Origin of the sequence: Undibacterium sp. Di24W (assembly GCF_049340325.1) — a bacterium.
Classification (GTDB): domain Bacteria; phylum Pseudomonadota; class Gammaproteobacteria; order Burkholderiales; family Burkholderiaceae_D; genus Undibacterium.
Window position 1 is genome coordinate 271,009 of sequence record NZ_JBMPOP010000002.1, and the last position, 23,060, is coordinate 294,068.

General features: G+C 47.8%; 21 protein-coding genes. 17 read left to right on the forward strand and 4 right to left on the reverse strand.

All coding sequences use genetic code 11. The features are described 5' to 3' along the window. The first annotated feature begins 11 nt into the window (after positions 1–11). From ACO0KZ_RS04715 to ACO0KZ_RS04735, 5 genes are read left to right on the forward strand one after another with little or no spacing between them, the layout of a single operon-like run. Positions 12–1,136, forward strand: coding sequence for a DUF4214 domain-containing protein (locus tag ACO0KZ_RS04715; protein WP_422993259.1), 1,125 nt, complete (start codon positions 12–14; stop codon positions 1,134–1,136). Positions 1,137–1,156: 20 nt separating this feature from the next. After that, positions 1,157–1,627, forward strand: coding sequence for a TlpA family protein disulfide reductase (locus tag ACO0KZ_RS04720; RefSeq protein WP_422993261.1), 471 nt, complete (start codon positions 1,157–1,159; stop codon positions 1,625–1,627). Between the two features lie 2 nt (positions 1,628–1,629). After that, positions 1,630–1,887, forward strand: a complete 258-nt coding sequence (locus tag ACO0KZ_RS04725; protein WP_422993263.1) for a DUF4266 domain-containing protein — start codon at positions 1,630–1,632, stop codon at positions 1,885–1,887. A 57-nt stretch (positions 1,888–1,944) separates the two neighbouring features. Beyond that, a complete protein-coding gene (locus ACO0KZ_RS04730; RefSeq protein ID WP_422993264.1) occupies positions 1,945–3,132 on the forward strand; it encodes a DUF3570 domain-containing protein in 1,188 nt (395 codons plus the stop codon). A 50-nt stretch (positions 3,133–3,182) separates the two neighbouring features. Continuing rightward, positions 3,183–4,076: an FAD:protein FMN transferase gene (locus ACO0KZ_RS04735; RefSeq protein WP_422993266.1), complete on the forward strand. Its 894-nt coding sequence runs from the start codon at positions 3,183–3,185 to the stop codon at positions 4,074–4,076. 84 nt (positions 4,077–4,160) lie between these two features. On the opposite strand, the gene ACO0KZ_RS04740 is transcribed toward ACO0KZ_RS04735, so the two are convergent. Further along, complete coding sequence (locus tag ACO0KZ_RS04740) at positions 4,161–5,405, reverse strand: GIN domain-containing protein (protein ID WP_422993268.1); 1,245 nt, start codon at positions 5,403–5,405, stop codon at positions 4,161–4,163. 141 nt (positions 5,406–5,546) lie between these two features. On the opposite strand from ACO0KZ_RS04740, the gene ACO0KZ_RS04745 reads away from it, so the two are divergent. The 8 genes from ACO0KZ_RS04745 to ACO0KZ_RS04780 all read left to right on the forward strand — a co-directional run bounded on the left by ACO0KZ_RS04745 (position 5,547) and on the right by ACO0KZ_RS04780 (position 14,184). Further along, positions 5,547–6,446 carry a D-hexose-6-phosphate mutarotase gene (locus tag ACO0KZ_RS04745; RefSeq protein WP_422993270.1) on the forward strand — a complete coding sequence of 300 codons (900 nt, stop codon included), beginning with the start codon at positions 5,547–5,549 and terminating at the stop codon, positions 6,444–6,446. 374 nt (positions 6,447–6,820) lie between these two features. After that, the gene (locus ACO0KZ_RS04750; protein ID WP_422993272.1) at positions 6,821–8,965 is read left to right on the forward strand and encodes a TonB-dependent receptor; all 2,145 of its coding nucleotides are present in this window, start codon (positions 6,821–6,823) and stop codon (positions 8,963–8,965) included. Between the two features lie 284 nt (positions 8,966–9,249). Beyond that, positions 9,250–10,854, forward strand: coding sequence for a M20/M25/M40 family metallo-hydrolase (locus ACO0KZ_RS04755; protein ID WP_422993274.1), 1,605 nt, complete (start codon positions 9,250–9,252; stop codon positions 10,852–10,854). Between the two features lie 269 nt (positions 10,855–11,123). Continuing rightward, positions 11,124–11,891 (forward strand): class II glutamine amidotransferase, encoded by a 768-nt coding sequence (locus ACO0KZ_RS04760; RefSeq protein WP_422993276.1) that lies wholly within the window; start codon positions 11,124–11,126, stop codon positions 11,889–11,891. A 426-nt stretch (positions 11,892–12,317) separates the two neighbouring features. Beyond that, entirely contained in the window at positions 12,318–12,707 is a 390-nt protein-coding gene (locus ACO0KZ_RS04765; protein WP_422993278.1) for a hypothetical protein, read from the forward strand. A gap of 90 nt (positions 12,708–12,797) precedes the next feature. Further along, positions 12,798–13,142, forward strand: a complete 345-nt coding sequence (locus ACO0KZ_RS04770; RefSeq protein ID WP_422993280.1) for a hypothetical protein — start codon at positions 12,798–12,800, stop codon at positions 13,140–13,142. Positions 13,143–13,234: 92 nt separating this feature from the next. Then, entirely contained in the window at positions 13,235–13,561 is a 327-nt protein-coding gene (locus ACO0KZ_RS04775; protein WP_422993282.1) for a hypothetical protein, read from the forward strand. 134 nt (positions 13,562–13,695) lie between these two features. Further along, entirely contained in the window at positions 13,696–14,184 is a 489-nt protein-coding gene (locus ACO0KZ_RS04780; protein WP_422993284.1) for a nuclear transport factor 2 family protein, read from the forward strand. Between the two features lie 165 nt (positions 14,185–14,349). On the opposite strand, the gene ACO0KZ_RS04785 is transcribed toward ACO0KZ_RS04780, so the two are convergent. Together ACO0KZ_RS04785 and ACO0KZ_RS04790 are read right to left on the reverse strand one after the other, a co-directional pair. Then, complete coding sequence (locus ACO0KZ_RS04785; RefSeq protein ID WP_422993285.1) at positions 14,350–15,207, reverse strand: substrate-binding periplasmic protein; 858 nt, start codon at positions 15,205–15,207, stop codon at positions 14,350–14,352. A gap of 290 nt (positions 15,208–15,497) precedes the next feature. Then, positions 15,498–16,820, reverse strand: a complete 1,323-nt coding sequence (locus ACO0KZ_RS04790; protein ID WP_422993287.1) for a glycerate kinase type-2 family protein — start codon at positions 16,818–16,820, stop codon at positions 15,498–15,500. Between the two features lie 92 nt (positions 16,821–16,912). On the opposite strand from ACO0KZ_RS04790, the gene ACO0KZ_RS04795 reads away from it, so the two are divergent. Next, positions 16,913–18,106, forward strand: a complete 1,194-nt coding sequence (locus ACO0KZ_RS04795) for a serine hydrolase domain-containing protein (protein WP_422993289.1) — start codon at positions 16,913–16,915, stop codon at positions 18,104–18,106. Between the two features lie 12 nt (positions 18,107–18,118). On the opposite strand, the gene ACO0KZ_RS04800 is transcribed toward ACO0KZ_RS04795, so the two are convergent. Further along, positions 18,119–18,751 (reverse strand): hypothetical protein, encoded by a 633-nt coding sequence (locus ACO0KZ_RS04800; RefSeq protein ID WP_422993291.1) that lies wholly within the window; start codon positions 18,749–18,751, stop codon positions 18,119–18,121. Positions 18,752–18,891: 140 nt separating this feature from the next. Here ACO0KZ_RS04800 and creB point away from each other — a divergent pair, with 140 nt between their 5' ends. The 3 genes from creB (at position 18,892) to creD (ending at position 22,817) form a co-directional block, all read left to right on the forward strand. Continuing rightward, positions 18,892–19,587, forward strand: a complete 696-nt coding sequence (gene creB, locus ACO0KZ_RS04805) for a two-component system response regulator CreB (RefSeq protein ID WP_422993293.1) — start codon at positions 18,892–18,894, stop codon at positions 19,585–19,587. Between the two features lie 17 nt (positions 19,588–19,604). Beyond that, positions 19,605–21,050 (forward strand): two-component system sensor histidine kinase CreC, encoded by a 1,446-nt coding sequence (gene creC / locus ACO0KZ_RS04810; RefSeq protein WP_422993295.1) that lies wholly within the window; start codon positions 19,605–19,607, stop codon positions 21,048–21,050. A gap of 363 nt (positions 21,051–21,413) precedes the next feature. Next, positions 21,414–22,817 carry a cell envelope integrity protein CreD gene (gene creD / locus ACO0KZ_RS04815; RefSeq protein WP_422993297.1) on the forward strand — a complete coding sequence of 468 codons (1,404 nt, stop codon included), beginning with the start codon at positions 21,414–21,416 and terminating at the stop codon, positions 22,815–22,817. The last annotated feature ends 243 nt before the right edge of the window (positions 22,818–23,060 follow it).

Below are 23,060 nucleotides of genomic sequence, written 5' to 3' on the forward strand. Positions count from 1 at the left end.
GACCGGGGTACATGATGCGATTATTCTCAACAAAACAGCTATCCCCATTGATGCTATGTCTGGTCGGCACAGCCTTAAGTGCTTGTGGCGGCAATGCTGATTTGGCTAACGAAAAAGTAATGGCTCCACCCCAGGTGCTCTCTGCAGCGCCTGCCAATGTCACCACCTTCGCCGCAGTTCGGAATAACTATAAGATTACCCGTACCGCCACAGGGTTCAGCGTCAAGGACAATGTAGGTAGTGGCGGCACTGTCAATATTAGTGCCACCAGCAGCGCTAAGTTTAACGATCTAAGCGTCAACTTTTCGGTTGGAGATAAATCCAAAACGATAACTGCCGCCAATCTAAAGACTTTGATCGAGCTCTATGTCGCCTTTTTTAATCGGGTTCCAGATGCAGATGGCATGAGTTTTTGGATAGATAAAATCAAAGCTGGCATGACGGTCGATCAGTTATCCAGCAATTTTTATGATGCGGCTGTTGGCTTTACCAGTATCACGGGTTACTCGGCAAGTATGACTAACGAAGAATTCGTCAGGATTATTTATAAAAATGTTTTAGGGCGCAGCGGGGCGACTGCACCGCCAGACGCCGATGTTGCCTATTGGGCTGGTGAGCTGGCATCAAAGCGTTCTAGCAGAGGCAATTTGGTCGCCACCATGCTCAATGCAGCGCATGAATTCGCTGGTAATGCCGAATGGGGTTGGGTGCCGCAACTGTTAGACAATAAAGTCGCGGTCGGCAATTTCTTCGCAATTCAACAAGGACTTAACTATAACTCGCCTGAAGAGTCGATCAGCAAAGGTATGGAGATTGCGAAAGCGGTAACCCCGACCGATATTAGCGCTGCCAAAGCCAAGATTGGGATTACGGATATTTTGTTCGACTTAACCGCCGGAATCAGTAATTCTGAATTTGAAAAAGTACAAACGATCGTCAACGCACGCTGTATTTCTTGCCATTCTGCGCAAAAAACTGAAGGCGGCATTGCCTTACATACCGCCGATCTGATCAGGCGCAATGCTGGGCCTTTGTACATTTCGACCGTGGTAACGCGCTCTATGCCGCAAGATGGTGTATTAAGCGCTGTTGACATTGCCTCCATTCAAACCTGGTATTTGAATGGTGCCAAATAATGCAGCTACGAATAAAATTTATGCTTGCACTGTTGCTGACTTTGCCTGTGTCCGTTTATGCCCAAGTTCCGACGTCACTGGCTTTTGAATTAAGCACGAGCACTGGCAATAAAGAAAGCCTGAAACAGCATCTGGGAAAGCTGGTTTATGTCGATTTCTGGGCATCATGGTGTGCACCTTGCTTGCAGTCTTTTCCCTTTATGAATAGCCTGCAGCAAAAATATCAGGCTGCGGGCTTACAAATTATCGCTATCAATCTCGATAAGAAAATCGACGATGCGCAAATTTTTCTCAGCAAAAATCCAGCGCAGTTTCTGGTTTTATTTGATCCCGCAGGACAAACACCACAACAATATGGTGTCAAAGGCATGCCTAGCAGCTACTTAATAGATCGCAAAGGTAAACTGATTTCTATACACAAAGGCTTTAAAGTCGCTGACCAGGAAATATTGGAAGCAAAAATTAAGGCTGCGTTGGCAGATAAGGATTGACGATGAAAATACACACTGTGCACATAAGAAAATGGCAACGCTTAAGCTATGTTACTTGCCTGATCATACTGGCAGCGAGTAACAGCGCCTGCAGCAGTCTTGGCAATGTCGCAGCATGGGAAAAAGGCTATCTGGCAAAAGCAGAAATGCGCTTTGATCACGATAGACTCAGCGCGAAAAACGCCGATCATATTTACACCAGTAAAGAAGCCGCAACGGGCAGCGGCAGTGTGGGCGGTGGTGGCTGTGGCTGTAATTAATCTTCTTTGCCACAACAAGACATATTTAGCCCTTCACATTGATTGACGACTAGACCAATGACCACATCTTCCAACGTTTCCGATTCCCTGCAAATTGAACCGTCATTGCCAACAAAAAAAACTGTGCTCGGCCCTTCCATCTTGCTGGCAGCAGTCAGTTTAAGTGGGGTGTTGCCATTAATTTCGCCACAAGCGCAAGCCGAAGATGCTCCAGAAAAGGCTGAGTTTAGTAGCAAATATCTGCGCTATCGAGATAGTCAGCCCGGCTTAAATCGTCTAACCGTTAATTCGCCTTCAATAGCGCTTAGCGTACCAATTGCTGGCGTGTGGAGTATTGACGCCGGTTTAGTGGCGGATCAGGTATCTGGCGCTTCACCTCGCTATCACACTGTCATCTCCAGCGCCTCCAAGATGAGCGACTCTCGCCGTGCTGCCGATGTTAAATTGCATCGCTATTTTGAACGCGTCAAACTCTCGGCTGGCGTCGCTTACTCGACTGAACATGATTATGATTCCACTGCGATTTCCCTCAATGCCAGCATCGCGAGCGATGACAATAATACGACCTGGAATTTTGGCTTAGGCTCAGCCAAAGATAAAATCACCGCGACCGGTCGACGCCTTAACGAAGAGAGACGCGGCAGTGATTTCTTAATTGGCGTCAGTCAGGTTTTGTCACCGCAAGATATCGCACAAATCAGCTTAACGCATACCAATGCGCATGGTTATTTTTCCGATGCGTATAAATCACTCGACATTCGGCCACGTGAACGTCAACAAACTGCATTGAACCTAAAATATCATCATTACTTTCCCGAAGCAGATGGTAGCTTGCGATTAAACTATCGCCACTATCAGGACAGTTTTGGTATACGCTCACATACGATCAATATAGATTATGCGCAAACCCTGAGTGCTGGCTGGACCATCACACCTACGTTACGGCTGTATTCACAGAGCGCCGCTGATTTTTACTTTGATCCGGTTTATACAATCTTATATATTCCCGTTGGCTACAAAATTGGCGGTACCCAATTTATCAGTGAAGATCAGCGCATGTCAGCGTTTGGTGGACGTAGTTTTGGCGTTAAGCTAAGCAAACAGTTAGATCAGCATTGGCAAATAGACGCGAGCCTAGAGCAGTACCGCCAGCGCAGTGACTGGACTTTCTTTAAGAATCGACGTCCACAGCTAGCGCCCTTAGATGCCAGCATCTTGCAAGTCGGTCTACGCTATCGTTTTTAACTGCATTGATGTTCAATTAGAAGCTTATCGTTTACGCCGTCGCCTTTCGCATGCCAATTTTTACTATCCCATTTCTAGCCATGGGCAGTCTATGCGAATGTCGCTTGCCTGCTAATACACAGCAGGAGGCAGAGCAAATCGCGGAGATTGCAATTCAGGAAGTCAGACGCATCGAACTTAAATATTCACGCTACCGCGACGACAGCATACTCAGTCAGATTAATGGTCAAGCTGGTCGTGGCGCTGTCAAAATCGATAAAGAAACGAACGAGTTACTGGACTATGCCGAGGTTTTGTTTCGTGCCAGCGATGGGAAATTTGATATCAGCTCAGGCATCTTACGCAGGGCTTGGAATTTTAAACACGCGATGTTACCGGAACCCGCATTGCTCGATCATCTACGCGGCAAAATCGGGTGGGACAAAATCCAACGTACTAGCGACACGGTCTATTTACCAGAAACGGAAATGGAAATTGATTTTGGCGGCTATGGTAAAGAATACGCCGCAGATTGCGCAGCCGCATTATTACTCAATGAAGGTATCAGTCACGGCTTGATCGATCTGGGCGGTGATTTACGTATTTTGGGTCCGCAACTCGATGGCCGCCCATGGCAAATTGGTATACAAAATCCGCGCAAGTCCGATCAGATCATCGCTACCATACCAGTCAGTAGTGGTGCGCTTGCGACCAGCGGCGACTATGAACGCTTCTTTGATCTCGATGGAATACGTTATTGCCACATCCTCGACCCCGACTCTGCTTACCCGGTCAATTATTGGCAATCGGTCAGCGTGTTGGCACCGCTCAGTATTGCGGCAGGCAGTTATTCCACAATTACGATGCTCAAACAAATGCAAGGCAAAGCATGGTTAAGCGAGAGTGGTTTAGCCTATTTACTAATCGATAACGACGGGCAAGTATCTCGTCAGGATGTGGTTTGACAACTTAGATTAATAAGGCTGCAGGTCAACAAAAAACGCCAGGGCTAGATTTCTCTAGCCCTGGCGTTTTTTTTAAGAATTTTTTTAGTTCACTACACCATTGCGATCTATTGTGACCACGCGTGATCCATTTCTGATCGAGCTTTGTTCTGCCGATGCTGCACCAGCCGCTTTTACGTTAACGATGGCTTCGCCGGGACCATTCACCTTAACCGAGGCTAACTCCAACAACAGGTCTTTCGCATGCAAGTCGCCAGAACCGTTCAAATTAGCGCTTAACTTCTTACCGCTACCGCGCAAAGTAATGCTGCCTGGACCATCAGAAGTGATATCGACATTACCAGCCATCGACAAATCTGCCTCAATATCACCGGAACCCGAGGTATCAATACTTACGTTACCGCTCAATAATTTGAATTGCAAATCACCTGGGCCTGAGTTGCGGATTTCTGCATCACCAATTTTTAAACGCGATGCATCAACGCTGCCGGAACCGCTAACACGCAATTTCAAGAATTTAGTTTCGCCTGCCAATGTCGCTTCACCGGGACCGGACATCGTGATCGTGGTTTTGTCTGCCTGAACCTGATCGACAGACAAGTCACCAGAACCAGACATATCGGCTTCGATATTTTTAGTCATGCCACGCAAGCTAATGCCGCCTGGACCGGAGATACTCAATGTCGTTTGCTCAGTTTGTAATTTCGCGACGTTCAGGTCGCCACTGCCGCTCAGTTTTGCATTCAGGCTTTGTGTAATTTCACCTAACTCTGCATCGCCAGGCCCACTCATATCAACGTCGACTTTCTTGGCGCTTAATTGGCGCAAATTCACATCGCCGCTGCCACTGGCATGGAAATGCAGTTCGTTCGCCGTACCGGAGGCCTCAATATCGCCCGGTCCTTCATTAGTGATGTCTAATTTTTCGTTATGCAATTGACGCAAATGCATATCACCACTACCGCTGTTCAAGACCTTCACCAGACTTGCCGTGCTGACTTTGACGGTAGTTGGTGAATTTTTCCATGAAAAATGGAAGCTACCACGGCGCTTATTGCGTATCACAAGTGTATTACCTTCGACTACGGCTTCCACTTCTTTTACAAAATTGTCGTCACCTTCGACCACCACGCTGTTTTTGCCATCCACCACTAACTCGACATCAAATGGTGAATTATTCGTGATGGAATCAAAACTGCCTGCGGTGCGAGTTTCTGTAATGATCTTGCCGCTGCCTTTGATACTGTCGTCGTTGATACTGATTTCGCAGCCACTGAGTGCGACTAATACCGCTGATGCTGCCGATGCGATCGCTAATTGTTTAAACATATCCGCCCCCGAAAAATGAAGAATTGATTGAAATTTCCATACCTGCAGTCTACGCCAAGGAATTTTCCTGTGCCTATGAAGAGCGACAGAATGCAAAAATCACCGCCTCAATGGTCAAATTTTGGGTGGAGAAACGATAAAATGCTAGGCTTTATCATCTTTCTTTCATCACTTTTCCCATCATTCATCGCTGTTTCAGCAGAAAGTCGTGCTTACATGGATAAGGTTTTACTTCAGGCCAGAGATGGCGCCCGCGCCGAGTTACTCACCCATGGCGCACATCTGTGTTCATGGATACCCGCCAGCGGCGCTGAACAGCTGTTTCTCAGTAAAACCTCAGAGTTCGGACCCGGTAAAGCGATACGTGGTGGCGTACCCATCGTATTTCCGCAATTTTCTAATCACGGCACTTTACCCAAGCATGGTTTTGCACGCAATGCTGAATGGCGTTTAGTAAGTTCAGGCGTTCTGGAACAAGGCGCGGCGCAAGCGGTCTTTGAATTGCAAGAAAATATCGCACGCTTGCTGATTTGGCCGCATGTGTTTCGTGCCGAATTAGTGGTGACCGTCGCGGAAGAGACGCTGCAACTCGATTTTTCAGTAGTAAATAATGGCGATACCGAATTTAGCTTCACCACGGCTTTGCATACCTATTTTCGAGTCGATGATATCGCCCAAACGGTAATACATGGACTAGGCGGCTTGGATTACCGCGACACGGTGGATGGTCAAAGGGATTGCCATCAAGTAGAGGAATTATTGCAAATCACGGCTGAGACCGACAGAATCTATGGCAACGTCGCTTCAGATATCCTTATCATACAGCCGCATCAACAGCTACAAATACGTCAGTCTGGTTTCGCTGATGCCGTGGTATGGAATCCGGGCGCAGCGAAAGGCGCGCAGCTCGCCGATCTGGAACCGAATGGCTACCAGCGCATGCTGTGCGTAGAAGCGGCAACGATATTGAAGCCTGTAGTGTTAGCGCCCGGGCAGATCTGGACGGGTATGCAAATTATGTCGGTTCAGTCCAGGTCTTAAAATAAACGCAAGACCGTTGGAATGCTGTTTGCCACGGTCCCTGGTGTCGACATAAGCCAATATAAGTGAAGCCATGTTTTGTCAAAATCACTTATCGTAAGCCATTAATTCATAGCAAATTTTTAATTTTATTTAACTTTTTTATTTCCAAAACAATCAAGTTCCCACCCAAGCTCTTGATTAATAACAAGTTGCACCTAAAAATTCAATAGGAATGATAACGATTCGCATTTATAATTGCGCTTAATCGATTCGCTTTTTGCGCTCAAGCATTCAAGTCAGCCAACATTTCAGCGCGAAATGTTGGCTGATCTGCAGCCCAGCCCATGGGCCATAAAACGAATCCCGTTTTTTTATCATTCCACGAGAAATTTATGCAACGCTTCACAAACTTACCATCCCGCTTCGTTTTGGCAACATTGCCAGCCTTGTTGGCACTTGTTAGCTTACCTGCTGCGGCACAAAACGCCTCTACAAATACCAACACAACCGCCCCCCAAGAAACGAAGCTGCCAGAAGTGCAAATCGTCGGCGCGACCGAACAAAAGTACGCGACCAAAATCAGCGCTACCTCCACCAAAACAGACACTTTACTCCGCGATACGCCGCAGTCAATTACCGTAGTTACTAAAGAATTGATCAAAGATCAGGCAATGCAGAGCATGGCTGACGCGATTCGTTATGTGCCCGGCGTCGTTACTGCGCAAGGTGAAGGTAATCGCGACACAGCAGTATTTCGTGGCAATAGCTCGACCGGTGATTTCTTCGTTGATGGCATTCGCGACGACGTGCAGTACTATCGCGATTTTTACAATATCGAGAGCGTCGAAGCTTTAAAAGGTTCGAATGCCATGATCTTTGGTCGTGGCGGTTCGGGCGGCATCATCAACCGCGTGACCAAGCAAGCACAATGGACACCGGTGCGCGAAGCGTCAATTACTTTGGGTTCCTGGAGTAACCGCCGTGCCACCGCTGACCTGGGTCAAGCGATTGATCAAAACATGGCGTTCCGCGTGACGGGCATGGTGGAAAACTCTGACAGCTACCGCAATGGCGTCAATATCAAACGCAGCGGTATCAACCCAACGTTCGCGATTCGCGCGGGTCAAAACACCAGCATCGTGCTTGGCTACGAGCATTTCAAAGATGATCGTACCGCCGACCGTGGCATCCCATCCTACCAAGGCAAGCCACTGGATGTAGACAGCAGCGTATTTTTTGGTAACGCCGCACTAAGTCCAACTTCATCACGCGTCGATGCTTTCACGGCTTTGATCGATCACGATTTAGGCAACGGCTATACCTTACGCAACCGCACCCGTTATGCCGACTACGATAAGTTCTACCAAAATGTTTATCCCGGCGCCGTCAACACCGCCCGCACCAGCGTAGCTTTGAGCGCCTACAACAACGCGACGCAACGTCAAAATTTCTTCAATCAAACTGACCTGACATTTGACATCTTAAGTGGTAGCGTGAAACACAAGATTCTGGCGGGTTTGGAATTGGGTCAGCAAACCACGGATAACTTACGTAAAACGGGCTACTTCCCAACGGTCGGTGCCAATGCGACTAGTATCACAGTGCCGCTCAGCAATCCATTCACCAATAATGTCGTCTTCCGTCCATCCGCGACAGACGCCAACAATCATGGTGTCGCAAAAACCGTAGGCATTTATGTGCAAGACCAAATCGAATTATCAGCGCAATGGCAAGCAATAATCGGTCTGCGTCGCGATAGCTTCGGTATCGACTTTACCAATAACCGTACTGGAGAAAAAATCGACAATACGGATACGCCAATTTCACCACGCGCTGGTTTGATCTACAAGCCAGTCACAGAAATGTCCTTGTATGCCAGTTATAGTCTTGCATTCGCCCCACGTGCGGGCGATCAATTGTCCTCACTGACTGCCAGCAACAAGGCCTTTGATCCGGAAAAGTTCAAGAATTTCGAACTCGGTGCCAAATGGGATGTCCTGCGTGACTTGAGCTTGAGCGCTGCTGTCTATCAATTGGATCGTAGTAATGTCGCCATCGCCGATCCTACCGATTCCACCAAAACTATTCTGGTCGATGGTCAACGCACGAAAGGCGTAGAACTGGCGGTCAGCGGCAAAATCAATGACGCTTGGAGCATCATGGGCGGTTATGCCTACCAAGACGCGAAGATCACTCGCGCGCAATCTGCCACAGTGAAAGCGGGTGCAACGTTGGCACAAGTGCCGACGCATAGCGCCTCCTTATGGAATCGTTATGACCTAAACAGCCAGTGGGGTGTCGCTGCAGGTCTGGTCTATCGCGGTACGATTTATCCATCCACGGACAATACGGTGGAATTGCCAGGCTTCACCCGCGTCGATGCAGCGCTCTACTATGCTTGGGATAAGAATATTCAATTACAGTTAAACGTAGAGAATCTCGCTGATAAAAAATACTATGCATCCGCCAACAGCAATAACAACATCACACCTGGTTCGCCACGTGCGGTGCGCTTAGGCATCAATTTCAAATATTGATTCTTCGTATTTTTTATGAATCTGAAGCCCCTGTCTAGCGAGACAGGGGCTTTTTTTATTAGCTTGCCTCACAGCCTTAATCCACGCCACCTTTCCGCGCTGCAGCATCATTGTATATAGTTTGATACAAAAACTCGGGAACCAATTCAAGCCATCCTTTATCCAACCCGGTTCAATGAATCGCATTCGTTTCGGTTCATCTGAATAATCTCAGCAGCACCCATAATTAAATAAGTACTACTCACTACGCGCTAGCCGCGTACTTTACTAGAGGGAATAATAAGATGCGTTTGATAAGTCTCTTGGTCTGCTCGCTAATAGCAAGCGCCACACTGCCGGCCATCGCTGCCGACGAAAAAGTCGATTTGGCTTTGGTTAATAAAATCCGCGACGAAGGAACTAACCGTTCCAAAATCATGGAAACCCTGGGTGTTCTGACCGACGAAATCGGACCGCGCTTAACTGGCGCACCTGGTTTACGAAAAGCCGGCGACTGGACTAAGTCACAATTAACCAGCTGGGGTTTGCAAAATGCACAAACCGTCAGCATCGCACCGTTTGGTCGCAGCTGGGAATTAGAAAAATCCGCCATGCGCATGGTGGCGCCGTCCATTTTAGAATTGGTCGCAATTCCCAAAGCATGGACACCAGGCACTGATGGCGTCAAACGCGGCAAAGTGGTCTACGCTAAATTAGAAACAGAAGAAGATTTGGCAAAGTGGAAAGGCAAGCTGAAAGGCGTAATCTTGTTACGCGACCCAGCTGCTGTCACCAAGTTGCACACAACAGCCGATGCAAAACGTTATACCGACGACGAATTACATGAATTAGAAAACATGGAATTAGGCGCAGCCACAGGTCGTCCACCTGTTGATATGGCCGACATCGCAAAACGTCTTGCTTTCGCCAAAAAAATCAATCCTTACCTGATCGAAGAAGGCGTCATCGCGACGGTCAACGCATCACGCGGTGAAGACGGTACTATCTTTGTACAAGGCGGCGGTTCCTACAAAAAAGACGAGCCAACTGGCCCAGCTGCATTGGTTATGACAGCAGAGCACTACAATCGTGTGTTCCGTCTGATCGAGAAGAAAAAAGAAGTGGAAGTGGAAGTCGAAGTCGCAGTGAAATTCGGTGACGAAGATCCTGCTAACTCGATCAATGTTTTTGCTGAAATCCCAGGCTCAGACAAAAAAGATGAAATTGTCATGCTCGGTGGCCACTTAGATTCATGGCACGCAGGCACAGGCGCGACGGACAATGCAGCAGGTGTTGCAGTCGCTATGGAAGCCGTGCGTATGTTGAAAGCCATCGGCTTCAAACCACGCCGTACCATCCGCATCGCACTGTGGGGCGGTGAAGAGCAAGGCTTGTTAGGTTCCCGTGATTTCATCAGCAAAAACGTCGCAGCACGCCCAGAATCGACTGATCCTAAAGAAAAAGATCTACCGAGCTTCATGCGTCGTCCAAGTGGCCCATTAGCTTTGAAACCTTTGCACGGCAAGATCTCTGCTTACTTCAATCTGGATAACGGTGGCGGCAAAATCCGTGGTATCTACGCAGAAAATAATGCAGCAGCAAAATCCATCTTTGACGCTTGGTTAGCACCATTCCACGACCTCGGCGCAAAAACATCCACGATGAAGAAAACAGGTAGCACCGATCACGTGAGTTTTGACGCGGTCGGCATACCTGGCTTCCAATTCATCCAAGAGCCTATGGACTACTTCACCCGCACCCATCACACGAATATCGATGTGTTCGACAAAATCCAAAAAGGTGACATGATGCAAGCCGCCATGATCATGGCTAGCTTCGTCGCACACACAGCGAACCGTGAAGAATTATTCCCACGTAAGCCTATGGCACCGGAACCAGCAGCACGTTGATTGTCGGGTTGGGGTATTTGAAACACCCTCACCCTAACCCTCTCCCGCCTGCGGGAGAGGGAACATTCAAAGCTTAAATCGAGCCAGCATTCAATATGCTGGCTTTTTTCATTCTAGGCTTCGACTTACACGAAAAACGCATAAGCAAATCGCGACTGAGTATTTAAAGTTTAGAATTTTCAATGTTAAGGTAAGCACTTATCTGACCTGATCTTGGATCTAATGTCTGATAAACCATCTTAATCTTGCTCTAAGAAATATCTGTCGCCATGTGCCAACTACTAGGAATGAATTGCAATACCCCAACTGACATCGTATTTAGCTTCACGGGCTTTGCCACGCGTGGCGGGCGCACCGACGAGCATAAAGATGGCTGGGGTATCGCGTTTTTCGAGGGCAAAGGCGTACGACATTTTGTTGATCATCAGGCAGCGATGGATTCGCCGTTGGCAGATTTAATTAAGCGCTATCCAGTCAAATCCACCAACGTCATTGCCCACATACGCAAAGCCACCCAAGGCGTAATCGCGCAAGAGAACTGCCACCCCTTCATACGCGAAGCCTGGGGCTACAACTGGGTCTTCGCTCACAATGGCGACTTGAAAAATTTTGCACCCGAACTCGATGGCAGCTATCTACCCATAGGCAGCACCGACAGCGAACTGGCGTTTTGCTACCTCATGCAAAGCCTGCGTCAACAATTCGGACGCACGCTACCAGACAACGCCGCACTCCAACAATTCTTAACCAAAATTTGCGCAGAAATCGCCAGCCACGGCACCTTCAACATGCTGCTCTCCAACGGCAGCGCCCTGTTCGCGCATTGCTCAACCAAACTGCATTACATAGAACGACAACACCCCTTCAATACCGCCGCCTTATCGGATGAAGATATGTCAGTCGATTTCTCTGCGGTCACAACACCGCAAGACCGAGTCGCGGTGATCGTCACCGAACCGCTGACCACCAACGAACAATGGACGGCTTTACAAGCGGGTGAGTTGAAAGTGTTTGTGGATGGTAGAGCGTTGGTTTGAGGTTTGAGGTTTGAGGTTTGAGATTTTGTACTGTGAACTGGCTTTTTAGCCCCTTCCCCTTCAAGGGGAAGGTTGGGATGGGGATGGGTTACAGTCAAAAAAAGGAATTTCGCATTTGACAGACTACCAGTAATAATTTTCTAGACAGGATCAGCTTGAAATCTGCGTCCTCCATAAATGGAAAAAGAAAATATCTCCACTCGCAATTCCCCACTCTTTTTAATCACCTTTTTTGAAGATTAACTTGGAAAATTCGACATTCTCTAAGCTGCACTTTTTGTCGATTCATTTATACCTAGTTCAATACAGCCTAAGCAATCCCATCTATGATTCATGCGGGTTTCAAGAGACTTGAAACAAATTGTCTTTTCTTACGAGCCAAGTTAATATGCATTTTTGTCAAATTAAATAGGCGTTAGGCTGTTCATGAGAATCACGTACGATCAGACATATCAAACACCGCTAGTCAATATTGGTGCGGAACTCGTGCGAATGATCAAGGATCGCGACTACAGTCTGATTGCAGAACGCTTTAGTTACGCACTAGCGTTTGATAGACCGCTAATTGAAGCAGTTGCTACTGACGTTGATTCTTGCCTTGTTGGTGAAGGGCGATCAGCGGTCGTCAGTCTAGTTAATGAAGCACAGATACTTGTGGGGTATTTTAAGCAGCCAAATAGTTCGAATCTCTTCGGGTCGGTGGAATGTTTTCTGCCGCTCGATCAAGATGCAGGGAAGTTGTTGGCAACACTTATCGTTACTACCGCAGGCCAAGAATTTTACGTAGGTCTCGAAGATGTCTCGTATGTGGCCTAACAGGATGGTCGATCGGACTGGCCGCGATGCGGCGCAGTATTTTATCAATTTGTGGGCGGCCATCCGTTCACCGTTGCGTTAGGTCGCACAATGCTCGAGTTTCTGTCCCTGATGGTCACCGCTCTTTTGCTGCCGGCCCTTGTGTTCTTCGCAATTCCGGCTGCCATTGCGAGCTTTCGTCGTAGAGCCTGGGGGGATCTCCGGACACTCGTTTTGCATGCTGCCATGTGGGGAGGCATTTATCTCCTGTGGAACAAGTTCGCTCCGTACGGGGCGTTTGGCGATGTGGGAGTGGGCCGCTCCGCGATCGTTTATCCCATCACGATCATGTTCGAACTTTGGACCCTCCGGATCTTGGTAAAGATGATGGGGGCGAGCAGCAAGCCGGATGCCGCGAATCGAGCGGGAAAGGGTGGAGGAGTTGATGCGACCTAACAAAATGGTAGATCGGGCTGGCCGCGATGCGGCTCAGTGTTTTATAAATTTGTGGGCGCCATCCGTTCACCATTGCGTTAAGCGTCAAAATTATGCCCGGTATTGAAATAGAAGCTAATTGGTTTCGGTCCTTGAGTAAAGATGCCAAGATACTGTTTCTCGCTAGGCTTGCGCATGGCATTACAATTGCAGGGCGTAATAGTTATGTTGCGGGAAGCGATGATTTAGAAAACCCGAGCCAATTGCGACGAATTAACGAGATTCAGCATCGCGTATTGGGGTGCTTGCTTCACTTAATGGATGATGATGCATATGAAAATATTCATCTTAGCGTCGCAAACTGTGTGCTAAATCAATCGGAGCCAGAGTTACAGGAACTAATGTTTCACACTTGGCGTGAACATAAGGCGCGATTTTAATGTTGTAAAAGACGCTTAACTGATCATTCTAAAATGACGCGCAACTAAGTGTCTTTAGAAAACTTACTGATCGGCGCATACGCCTTTAAACTCAAGCTTATTCGTCGCAAACTTCTGCTATGGAGCGTCCTACCATGAAATCCGCTGTTACCATCTTCCTGTCTCTGACACTAGCAATTGCGCCAATTGCGGCGCAAGCTCAAGTCGCAGTCGCACCGAACCCAAATCATGACGAACTCCTGTTCAGTTCAAATCCAAAGGCAGCTGCGAACAAGCGACTCGTTTACGACTTCTGGCGTGAAGTCTTTGAAGGTGGCCATCTCAACCTCGCTGAGAAGTACTTGACTGAGGGATACATCCAACACAATCCCAATGTACCCACAGGCAGAGCAGGTTTCGTCGATTTCTTCAAGCAATTCTCACAGCCGAAATCTATTGAGGTAAAAGTCAAAGCGCCACTTGTGTCGATAGTTGCTGAGGGAGACATGGTAGTGTTGGCCTTTGTAAGTCAGGCGAAAGACCCGAAGGATACATCGAAGACCTACACGACTACTTGGTTTGACATGTTCCGCATAGAAAACGGAAAAATTGCGGAACATTGGGATCCAACGATCAAGCGTTAAGCTTGTCCGGTGCAACGCCACACCATCATTCAAAAATGACGCGAAAATTGGCGCTTCACGAAGATTTATTGGTCTGCACGCACTTACCTTCAATGCAGCATCAGCCATTTATTCTGGGCACGCCTTTTGTGCCTTCAAGTTGAGACTGGTCGAGGTAAAACTTAGCTAAAACTTGCGATCGGTGTAGGTGATTTCCTTCGCCAAACTATCACCGATATGCCGTCTAAAGATTTTGTGTAGGCTGCCATCTTCACGCATAGAACGCATGGCTTTTTCAAGATGCTCAAACTGCGCTTGGTTTACTCGCTCCTTCGAGACGATCAAATTATGCACGATACGGTCAGAGGGTGACCAGTCTAAAACCAAAGTGGTATCAACCAACTGTTTTTGTTGCAGCAGGGGTTGAAAGGCCGTAGGGAGTGCCAACACGGCATGGACTCTGTTGATGGAGAAAAGATGCATCACCGTGGCAAAATCTGCTGCTTCATGTAGTCGTCTTTGCGCCCTCAGTTTGTCCAGCCATGCATCGTAGACTGGACCATGTTGAAAACTTTTGACAACGGCCACTTGCAAAGCTGGGTTAGCCAAGAAACCCTCCATGGTTTGCGCTGCCATTGGCGTGTCTTTGTGCACTAAGACATAATTTCGAGTCGAGAAATACGGAATAAATTGAGCGAATTTTTTACGCTCTGGTGTTGCAATACCAGAGACCGACATATCGAGCGTGTTATTGCTGAGTTGCGACCAAATTCTGACGCGCGATTCTATGCTAGTTCTGAAGTGACAAGTACTGCGCCGTTCAAGCTCCTCGACCACATCTTTATCAATACCGGCATAGACAGCATCCTGAGTGCGATAAAACAATGCGCCAAATTCATAGTAAGCAAGACTAAGACTGCCACAAGGCGCATCTGTGTAGGGAGCAGCCTGGACGGGCGTTTGAACCAACGAGGATAACAGTATCGAAGCGATTAACGGCCGTAGGTATTTTAGCGCCCGCGTTACAGGTATTATGATTGTCATCTTTTAATTCTGGTCGAGCCTGAGCAGCCGCGCAATACTCGAAAAACAAATAACCACGAGTTTTAACAAAATTTTGCTTTCGAGATGATGCCTCCAGAACAACCATGAAGTTATGTAGGGTGGGCACTTTTTTGTGCCCACGCGGATTTGTTGATATATTCGCGAAAAAAACCTAATTACTTATTCAGTCTAACCTTAACCAACCTAAACGCGTGGGCACGATAAATCCGTGCCCACCCTACGAATTTGATAATCAACAGGCACGCAAATTCACCGGATTTGTCTCTGAATCACAAAACCAAAACAGCCCGAAAATCATTCACATTATTGTAAGTGGGTCCCGTCACCAATAGAGCATCCAGCGCGGCAAAGAAGGTATATGCATCATTATTTGCCAAGCAATCACTAGCTAGTATTGATAATTGAGCAGCTTGTTGTAGGCTGTCAGGTGTACCCCATGCACCGGCATTTTGTTCGCTGCCGTCGCGTCCATCGGTGTCGGCTGCCAGCGCGTAAATGTTGGGATGACCGTTTAAGTTTTGGCACAAGCTCAACAGATATTCCGTATTGCGCCCGCCTCGACCATTACCGCGCATAGTCACGGTGGTTTCTCCGCCTGAGAGCAATAAACGTGGTGTTTGCCCATCCCCAGCCGCAATTGCTAGCTCAGTTGCTAGCTCAGTTGCTAGCTCAGTTGCAAGCTGTGCATGAGCCTGCCCCAGATCGCGGGCTTCGCCTTCTAGCCTGTCTGACAAAACTTGTACCTGAACACCTTGCGATTGTGCCCAATCGGCTGCCGCTTGTAAGGCGGCTTGTGCATTGGCGATGATGTGAACTTGTGAATGGGTGGAGTCGATTTGATGTGATTTTGGTGTTTCGGATGCGGGCTGCTGCAAATGCGTGAGTACCGCTGGCGAGGCGGGAATCGCGTATCGCTGCAAAATCTCTAATGCATCAGCGCAGGTACTAGCGTCGGCTAAGGTCGGGCCACTGGCGATGATGCTGGGGTCGTCGCCTGCCACATCGGAAATGATGTAGGTCAATACGCGCGCGGGTGTGCAGGCTAGGGCTAGTCGTCCGCCTTTAATGGCGGACAAATGTTTGCGTACACAATTGATTTCATGAATACGAGCACCGCTGCGTAACAGCGCGCGATTGATATCTTGCTTCTCTACCAGACTGATACCGGGCGCAGGTAAGCTCATCAAAGATGAGCCGCCTCCCGATAGCAAGCAAATCACGGTATCGCTGGCACTGAGATTTTGTACGGATGCGAGCAAATCCTGTGCAGCCTGATAGCCGGCTTGATCGGGAATAGGATGAGCGGCTTCGCTTACCTGAATGTGCTGGCATAGGAGCGCATAGCCATAAGGGACGATGACCATGCCACTTAATCGCCTAAAATCGGCTTGCTGCTGCCTGCTCCAATGTTGTTCCAAAGCCTGCGCCATAGACGCCGCCGCTTTGCCAGCGCCGACCACGATGCAGCGTCCACTGACAGGAAAATCAGGTAAATGTGGTGGCAGGCAATGATGCGGATCAACTGCTGCGACAGCAACGGCAAATAGCTCGCGCAAAAAATCTAAGGCCTGTGTCTGATTCCAATTTGTCATCTTGGTTTGGTGCTGGGTGCTAGGTTGGCTAGAATAGCGGCTAAAATACCAGCTTTCTCCCTGTCCTGCGACGCTTTTCACCGAATCTGCCCATGATCATTACACCCAGCCACTATGACTTCAGTGCTATCGCACCTGCGATGCAAAGCTATGTTGATAGAAAAATTCTGTCTGGCGTCTCTTCTGCCGTTTTGCACGGACAAGATCTGGTGCATTTTCAGGCTGCCGGCTGGGCGGATATCGAAAATCAAATTCCGCTGCGTCACGATCATCTCTTTCGCGTATTTTCAAATACCAAACTCCTGACTTCGATGGCGATCATGCAGTTGGTTGAAAGCAGTCAATTGAAACTCGATGATCCGGTTGAAGTTTACTTGCCACAGCTAGGCACACGCCAGGTCTTACTTCCCGGCGCAACGGACATCAGCCAGACCGAAGCAGCTCGCTCAGCGATCACCGTACGCCAATTGCTGACGCATACCTCAGGCCTTAGTTATGGCCTGCTGGATCATGGCAGCACTATCTATAAAGCCTATGTCGAGCGCAAAGTTTTGAATGCGTTTGAACCCTTGTCCGAATTGATCAACGTATTGGAAGATTTACCGCTGAGCTTTCACCCTGGTACGCAATGGGAATACTCAATCGCCACCGATGTTTTGTCACGCTTGGTAGAAGTCGTCAGTGGCGATAATTTTGATGTCTATCTGCACGCCCACATCTTGTCGCCCTTAGGTATGAATGACACCAGCTTTTGGGTGCCGCCACATAAGCATGATCGTCTAAGCGCGTACTACGCGGGCAGCGATCCTATGAATGTATTAAACCGCGATCTCAAACGTTTAGAAAAATCTCCCTACCCAGAGGCTTTCTTAAAACCGATTCCACGCTTCTCGGGTGGTGGCGGTCTGGTATCGAGCATGCACGATATGCTGGCCTTAATGCGCAGTTTTTTGCCCGGCGGTCGCGCTGTTTTAAAACCCGAATCCATACAACTGATGATGCAAAATCACTTGCCCGCAGGCTGGGGCATCGCTTTTCCCGGCGTCGGCGATGTACCGGGCAAAGGCTTTGGTCTCGGTGGCGCAGTGACTTTACGTCCGGGCGAAAATGATCCTGCCGATGCAGAGGGTGAATTTGAATGGGGAGGCATCGCGGGCACGCATTGGTGGATCTCACCGCGCCACAATATGGCGGGCTTATTGATGACACAACGCCAAATGGCGTTTTGGCATCCTTATTCATTTGAGTTTAAAAAGCTGGCTTATGCCGCGATGTTGGGAAAATAAAACCTAAAAAATTTAGGACTCAAAGTAGTAAATCATCGCCGCTGTCAGCAGCGCCATGAGAACTAGCTGCCACAGCAGTTTTCGCTTAAACCATGGTAGCTCCTCAGTATTCGCGCTGCTGGTGGCTTCCAGATTCATGACACGAAATTTGGTGGCATAGGGTGCCTGACGAAAACGGATGATGATCACGTCTTGATCGGGGTCGAAGCGTATCGGCCACAAACTGGTTGCCAGATGCGCCCAGATCAGACTGCTTACACCAACTATGCCTAACACGGGCAAAGCTAGCAAAGCGCCCAATTCAGGGAAGCTTGAAAGTGGACGAGGTCCAAGCAATAGGGCGAATGCGAATATCGCTCCCACATAAGAAATAAAGCGCAACATGTACATCACCGGACTTTTTTCTAACAAGCGATTCGCCCAACGCGTCTCGGCGGCATGATCTGGACAAATAAAATAAGTCAGATACAGGATCTCGCTTTTCATCGTCAAACCACCGCCAAGATTCGGACGCACTGAGTTCACCCGACCTAAACGAGTCGTCATTTTTTCCAACATCTTGGTTGTGCCACACTCGGGACAGCAAGCCGGCCACTTCAATGGTGGGACGTCTTCACCTATCGCCACTCTGACTGTTTGCGGCATAAGTCGCCTTTAGGGTTATGAATCTCTTAATTAATCATCATAACCATTATTTGACGACTGCGGTATATCAAAATATTCAGAAATCTAGGCATCTGCTACCATGCCCACATTTCCCCAACCAGTCATGACCCACATCGCCTATGTCACAAACCATACTCATCGTTGAAGACGAAGTCGCCATCGCTGACAATTTAAGCTACGCACTAGCGACCGATGGCTTTACGCCTAAGCACGTCACCTTAGGACAGGCGGCGCTGGATCTCTTGCAAGCTGGCACAGCTAAAGAGATTGCTTTAATTGTTCTAGATGTAGGTTTACCTGATCTGAACGGTTTTGAAGTATGCCGCCGCTTGCGTCAATTTTGCAATACACCCGTGATTTTTTTGACGGCACGTAGTGATGAAATTGATCGCATTGTTGGTTTAGAAATTGGCGCGGATGATTACGTCACTAAGCCTTTTTCACCACGTGAATTGGTAGCGCGTATCCGTGCCGTCTTACGTCGTCAAATCGCGCCCGCCAATATCATTGCCGCTGATATCGATGTCGAGCGTTTTGAATTACGTGCTGAAGAGGCGCGTATTCTGTATTTCGGCCATCTGCTAAATTTGACTCGCTACGAATTTTTACTACTCAAGACCTTGCTAGAAAGACCAGGGCGGCTTTTCTCTCGTGCGCAATTGATGGATTTAGTCTGGTCGAATTCCATCAACACCATGGACCGAACTGTCGACACGCATATCAAATCTCTGCGTGCAAAGCTCAAAGCCATCAATGAGAATGACGAGCCAATTCAGACCCACCGCGGCATGGGTTATAGCATTGCTCAAGCTTAATTAAACTCTGACGCCTCATGAAAATCGGCCTGCGCATACTACTCGGTTACTTCCTAATCTTAGGGCTAGCAGCCTGGTTTGTTCTCAACGTGTTTGTCGCCGAAGTCAAACCGGGTGTACGTGCGACTTTAGAAGATACGCTAGTCGATACCGCTCAGCTCTTAGCGCAACTAGTTGCTGAAGACGTGAAACAGGGTGATCTGTCGCATGCTACTTTGGTGACACGTATGCAAAATTATGCGCAGCGCAGCGTCGATGTCAAAATCAGCGGTGTCCGCAAAGCCAGCCTCGATTATCGTATCTATATCACAGATGCCAAAGGTATCGTGATTTTTGACTCTGAGCTACGCGATGTCGGTAAAGACTATTCGCGCTGGAACGATGTGTATCTGACCTTGCGCGGGCAATACGGTGCACGTATCACGCGCACTGAGCCGCTGAATGAAGAAAGCTCGGTGATGCACGTAGCAGCCCCGATACTCGACAATAATAACGACGGCAAAATACGCAAAATCATAGGCGTATTAACCGTAGCCAAAGCAACCTCCACGATACGTCCCTTTATCGAACGCAGCCAAAAGAAAATCCTGCAACGCGGTTTTTGGCTACTGTTGGCCTCACTGATCATCGGTATCAGTTTTTCCTGGTGGTTAAATCGTTCATTGCAACGCCTGCAGCACTACGCCAAAGCCGTGACACGCGATGAAAAAGTTAGTCTGCCAGATTTAGGCAATAATGAAATCGGCGAACTGGGACAAGCATTAGAAAGCATGCGTTACAAGTTAGAAGGCAAAGAATACGTAGAAACCTTGATGCACACCTTAGCGCACGAATTAAAAAGTCCCATCGCGGCGATACAAGGTTCTGCTGAATTATTACGCGAAGATTTAGCCGCTGCCGAACGCAACCGCTTCTTAGCCAATATTATCGAGCAAAACGCGCGACAGAAACAATTGATCGACAAACTATTGGCTCTGATCAAAGTCGAGAAACAGCAAAGTTTGAGTGGTACACAAGACATCGCACTGAATGAATTATTAGAGCAGGTAGCACTAGACTACGCTGAAAAAATTCAAGGTAAACAGATTCGATTAAATCTCAACACCGACCCGTACACGATTCATGGCGATCAACTCTTACTACGTCAGGCGCTAGGGAATTTACTCGACAACGCGATTGCCTTTTCTTCGAAGTCCAGCACAATCAATATAACTGTAAATAGTAATTCAGAAAAAGCCAACTTAGAAATCAAAATAAGTGACCAAGGCACAGGCATCCCTGACTATGCCATAGACAAAATCTTTGAACGATTCTATTCACTAGCGCGCCCAGATGCTGCAAAAAGCACAGGATTGGGTTTACCTTTTGTGCGTGAAGTGGCGGCTTTGCACGGCGGTGAGATTCATTTGGAAAATCAGAGTTCTGGTGGTGTTTGTGCTTGTCTTAGATTGCCATTGGGGTGAGCAAAAATTGTGAATACAATCATCTGTAGAGAACGCCGCGCGCACTCTAGCAATAAACCTTATGGTAGGTGCGATTAGCGTCAGCGTATTCGCACGCATGTGAGCGTACACGAATCACAGAAAACAAGCGATCAAGCTGAGAAAGAATCTCTTTAATCTCGCATACTCGCCACCACATGCCAAATCTAAATACCGTGCGATTACGCTGACGCTAATCGCACCTACAAAACAGATCGCTCCGACAAACTACCAACGAACCGGCAAACAAAACTTCACACCCAACACACAAAAGCGAATCTCCACTTCATTCTCCGCACACAAGATTTTTTTATAGTGTTGACTCCTCATTTCACGGAGCAAGACATGCAAAAATCTTTATTTCTAAAATCTCTCACCATCGGCATTTTGATGCTCTTGATTGCGATTCCCTTGATGATGATTGAAGGGACGATCAGCTCGCGTATGCGATTTCGGGATGAGGCGGTGCGTAGCATAGCGGCGGATTCGGTCGGTGAACAGACTCTATTGGGACCGGTTTTGATTATTCCTTATAGCGAGCATTACGAGGAAGAAGAGATCGTCAATACCACCACTAAACTTAGTGTGATACGGCAACGGGTTTTAAATAAACGTTTATTTGTGTTTCCGAATGATCTGCAAATTTTCTCGAACGTCGATAACGATCAACGCTATCGGGGCATTCATAAAGTCTTGGTATACAGCGGACAACATACTTTGAGCGGCAATTTTGATCTGCCTACACTAGAGGCGTTGGTGCGTGACAAAGCAGGTTCGCAGTTGAAGATCGGACAGCCATTTATCAGCTTGGGTTTGAGCGATACGCGGGGCTTAAAAAATGTCCCTAAAATTAAATGGGATGGCGCGGCCTATGAATTTCAACAGGATAGTAAGCTGGAGTTTTTTAAACGCGGCTTACATGCGCCATTGGCTGCGATGGACTTAAAGCAAAGTAAAGCAGTCGAATTTAGTTTGAAATTGTCGATTGATGGTATCGAGCAACTGGCGTTTATTCCGATTGCTAAAAACAATATCGTGACCGTGACGTCGAAATGGCAGCATCCTCAATTTTTTGGACGTTTTTTACCATCTCCGAAAGAACGTAAGATTGATGCGAACGGCTTTACAGCGACCTGGAATATTTCCTCTTTATCGAGCAATGCGCAACAACAATTATTAAATACCGAATGCTGCCAAAACAGAGCGCCAGCGAATCAAGCGGGTGCAGTTGAAGCTGCCGCGCCGCCAGTTGGTCAGATCGACAGTTTTGGTGTGGCATTTATTGAACCAGTGAATATTTACTCCCAATCGGATAGAGCTATTAAATACGGCGTGTTGTTTGTGGCTTTGACTTTTGCTGCGTTCTTCTTATTTGAGATTTTGAAGCAATTACCCATCCATCCTGTTCAATATGCCCTGGTCGGTCTGGCGCTGGTTTTGTTCTTCTTATTACTGGTCAGCCTATCCGAGCACATGCGCTTTATCACCGCGTATGCGATTGCCAGCCTTGCATGTATTGGTCTCATCGGCTTTTATCTGAGTTACGCACTCAGAAGTTGGAAACGCGGATTTGGCTTTGGCGCCGCCTTGAGCTTGCTGTACGGTGTCTTGTTCGGTCTGCTGCAATCAGAAAACAATGCGCTAGTGATGGGCAGCCTCTTACTGTTTAGTGTTTTGGCTGCAATTATGTTGGTGACACGTAAGGTAGATTGGTATCAGATCGGCAAAACCAAGCCAATTGACTTATAACAAAGTATAAGAATTTTAAGAACGTCTGCACTCTCGCGGTACAGACGTTCTTTGCTTATTCTCCTAAAAAACCACTAAGTGAAAATTGCTGATGCGCATCATACAAATGTGCTCTAAGATAGCAAAAACCTTGATATATCTGATCTTACTACCTCGGTAATGCTTGGCAATGTCGCCAACGTCGCTTCAGTTTCAGTACAACTTCAATCACTTTGTGGAGATCTCGTGGACATGCAGCTTCTG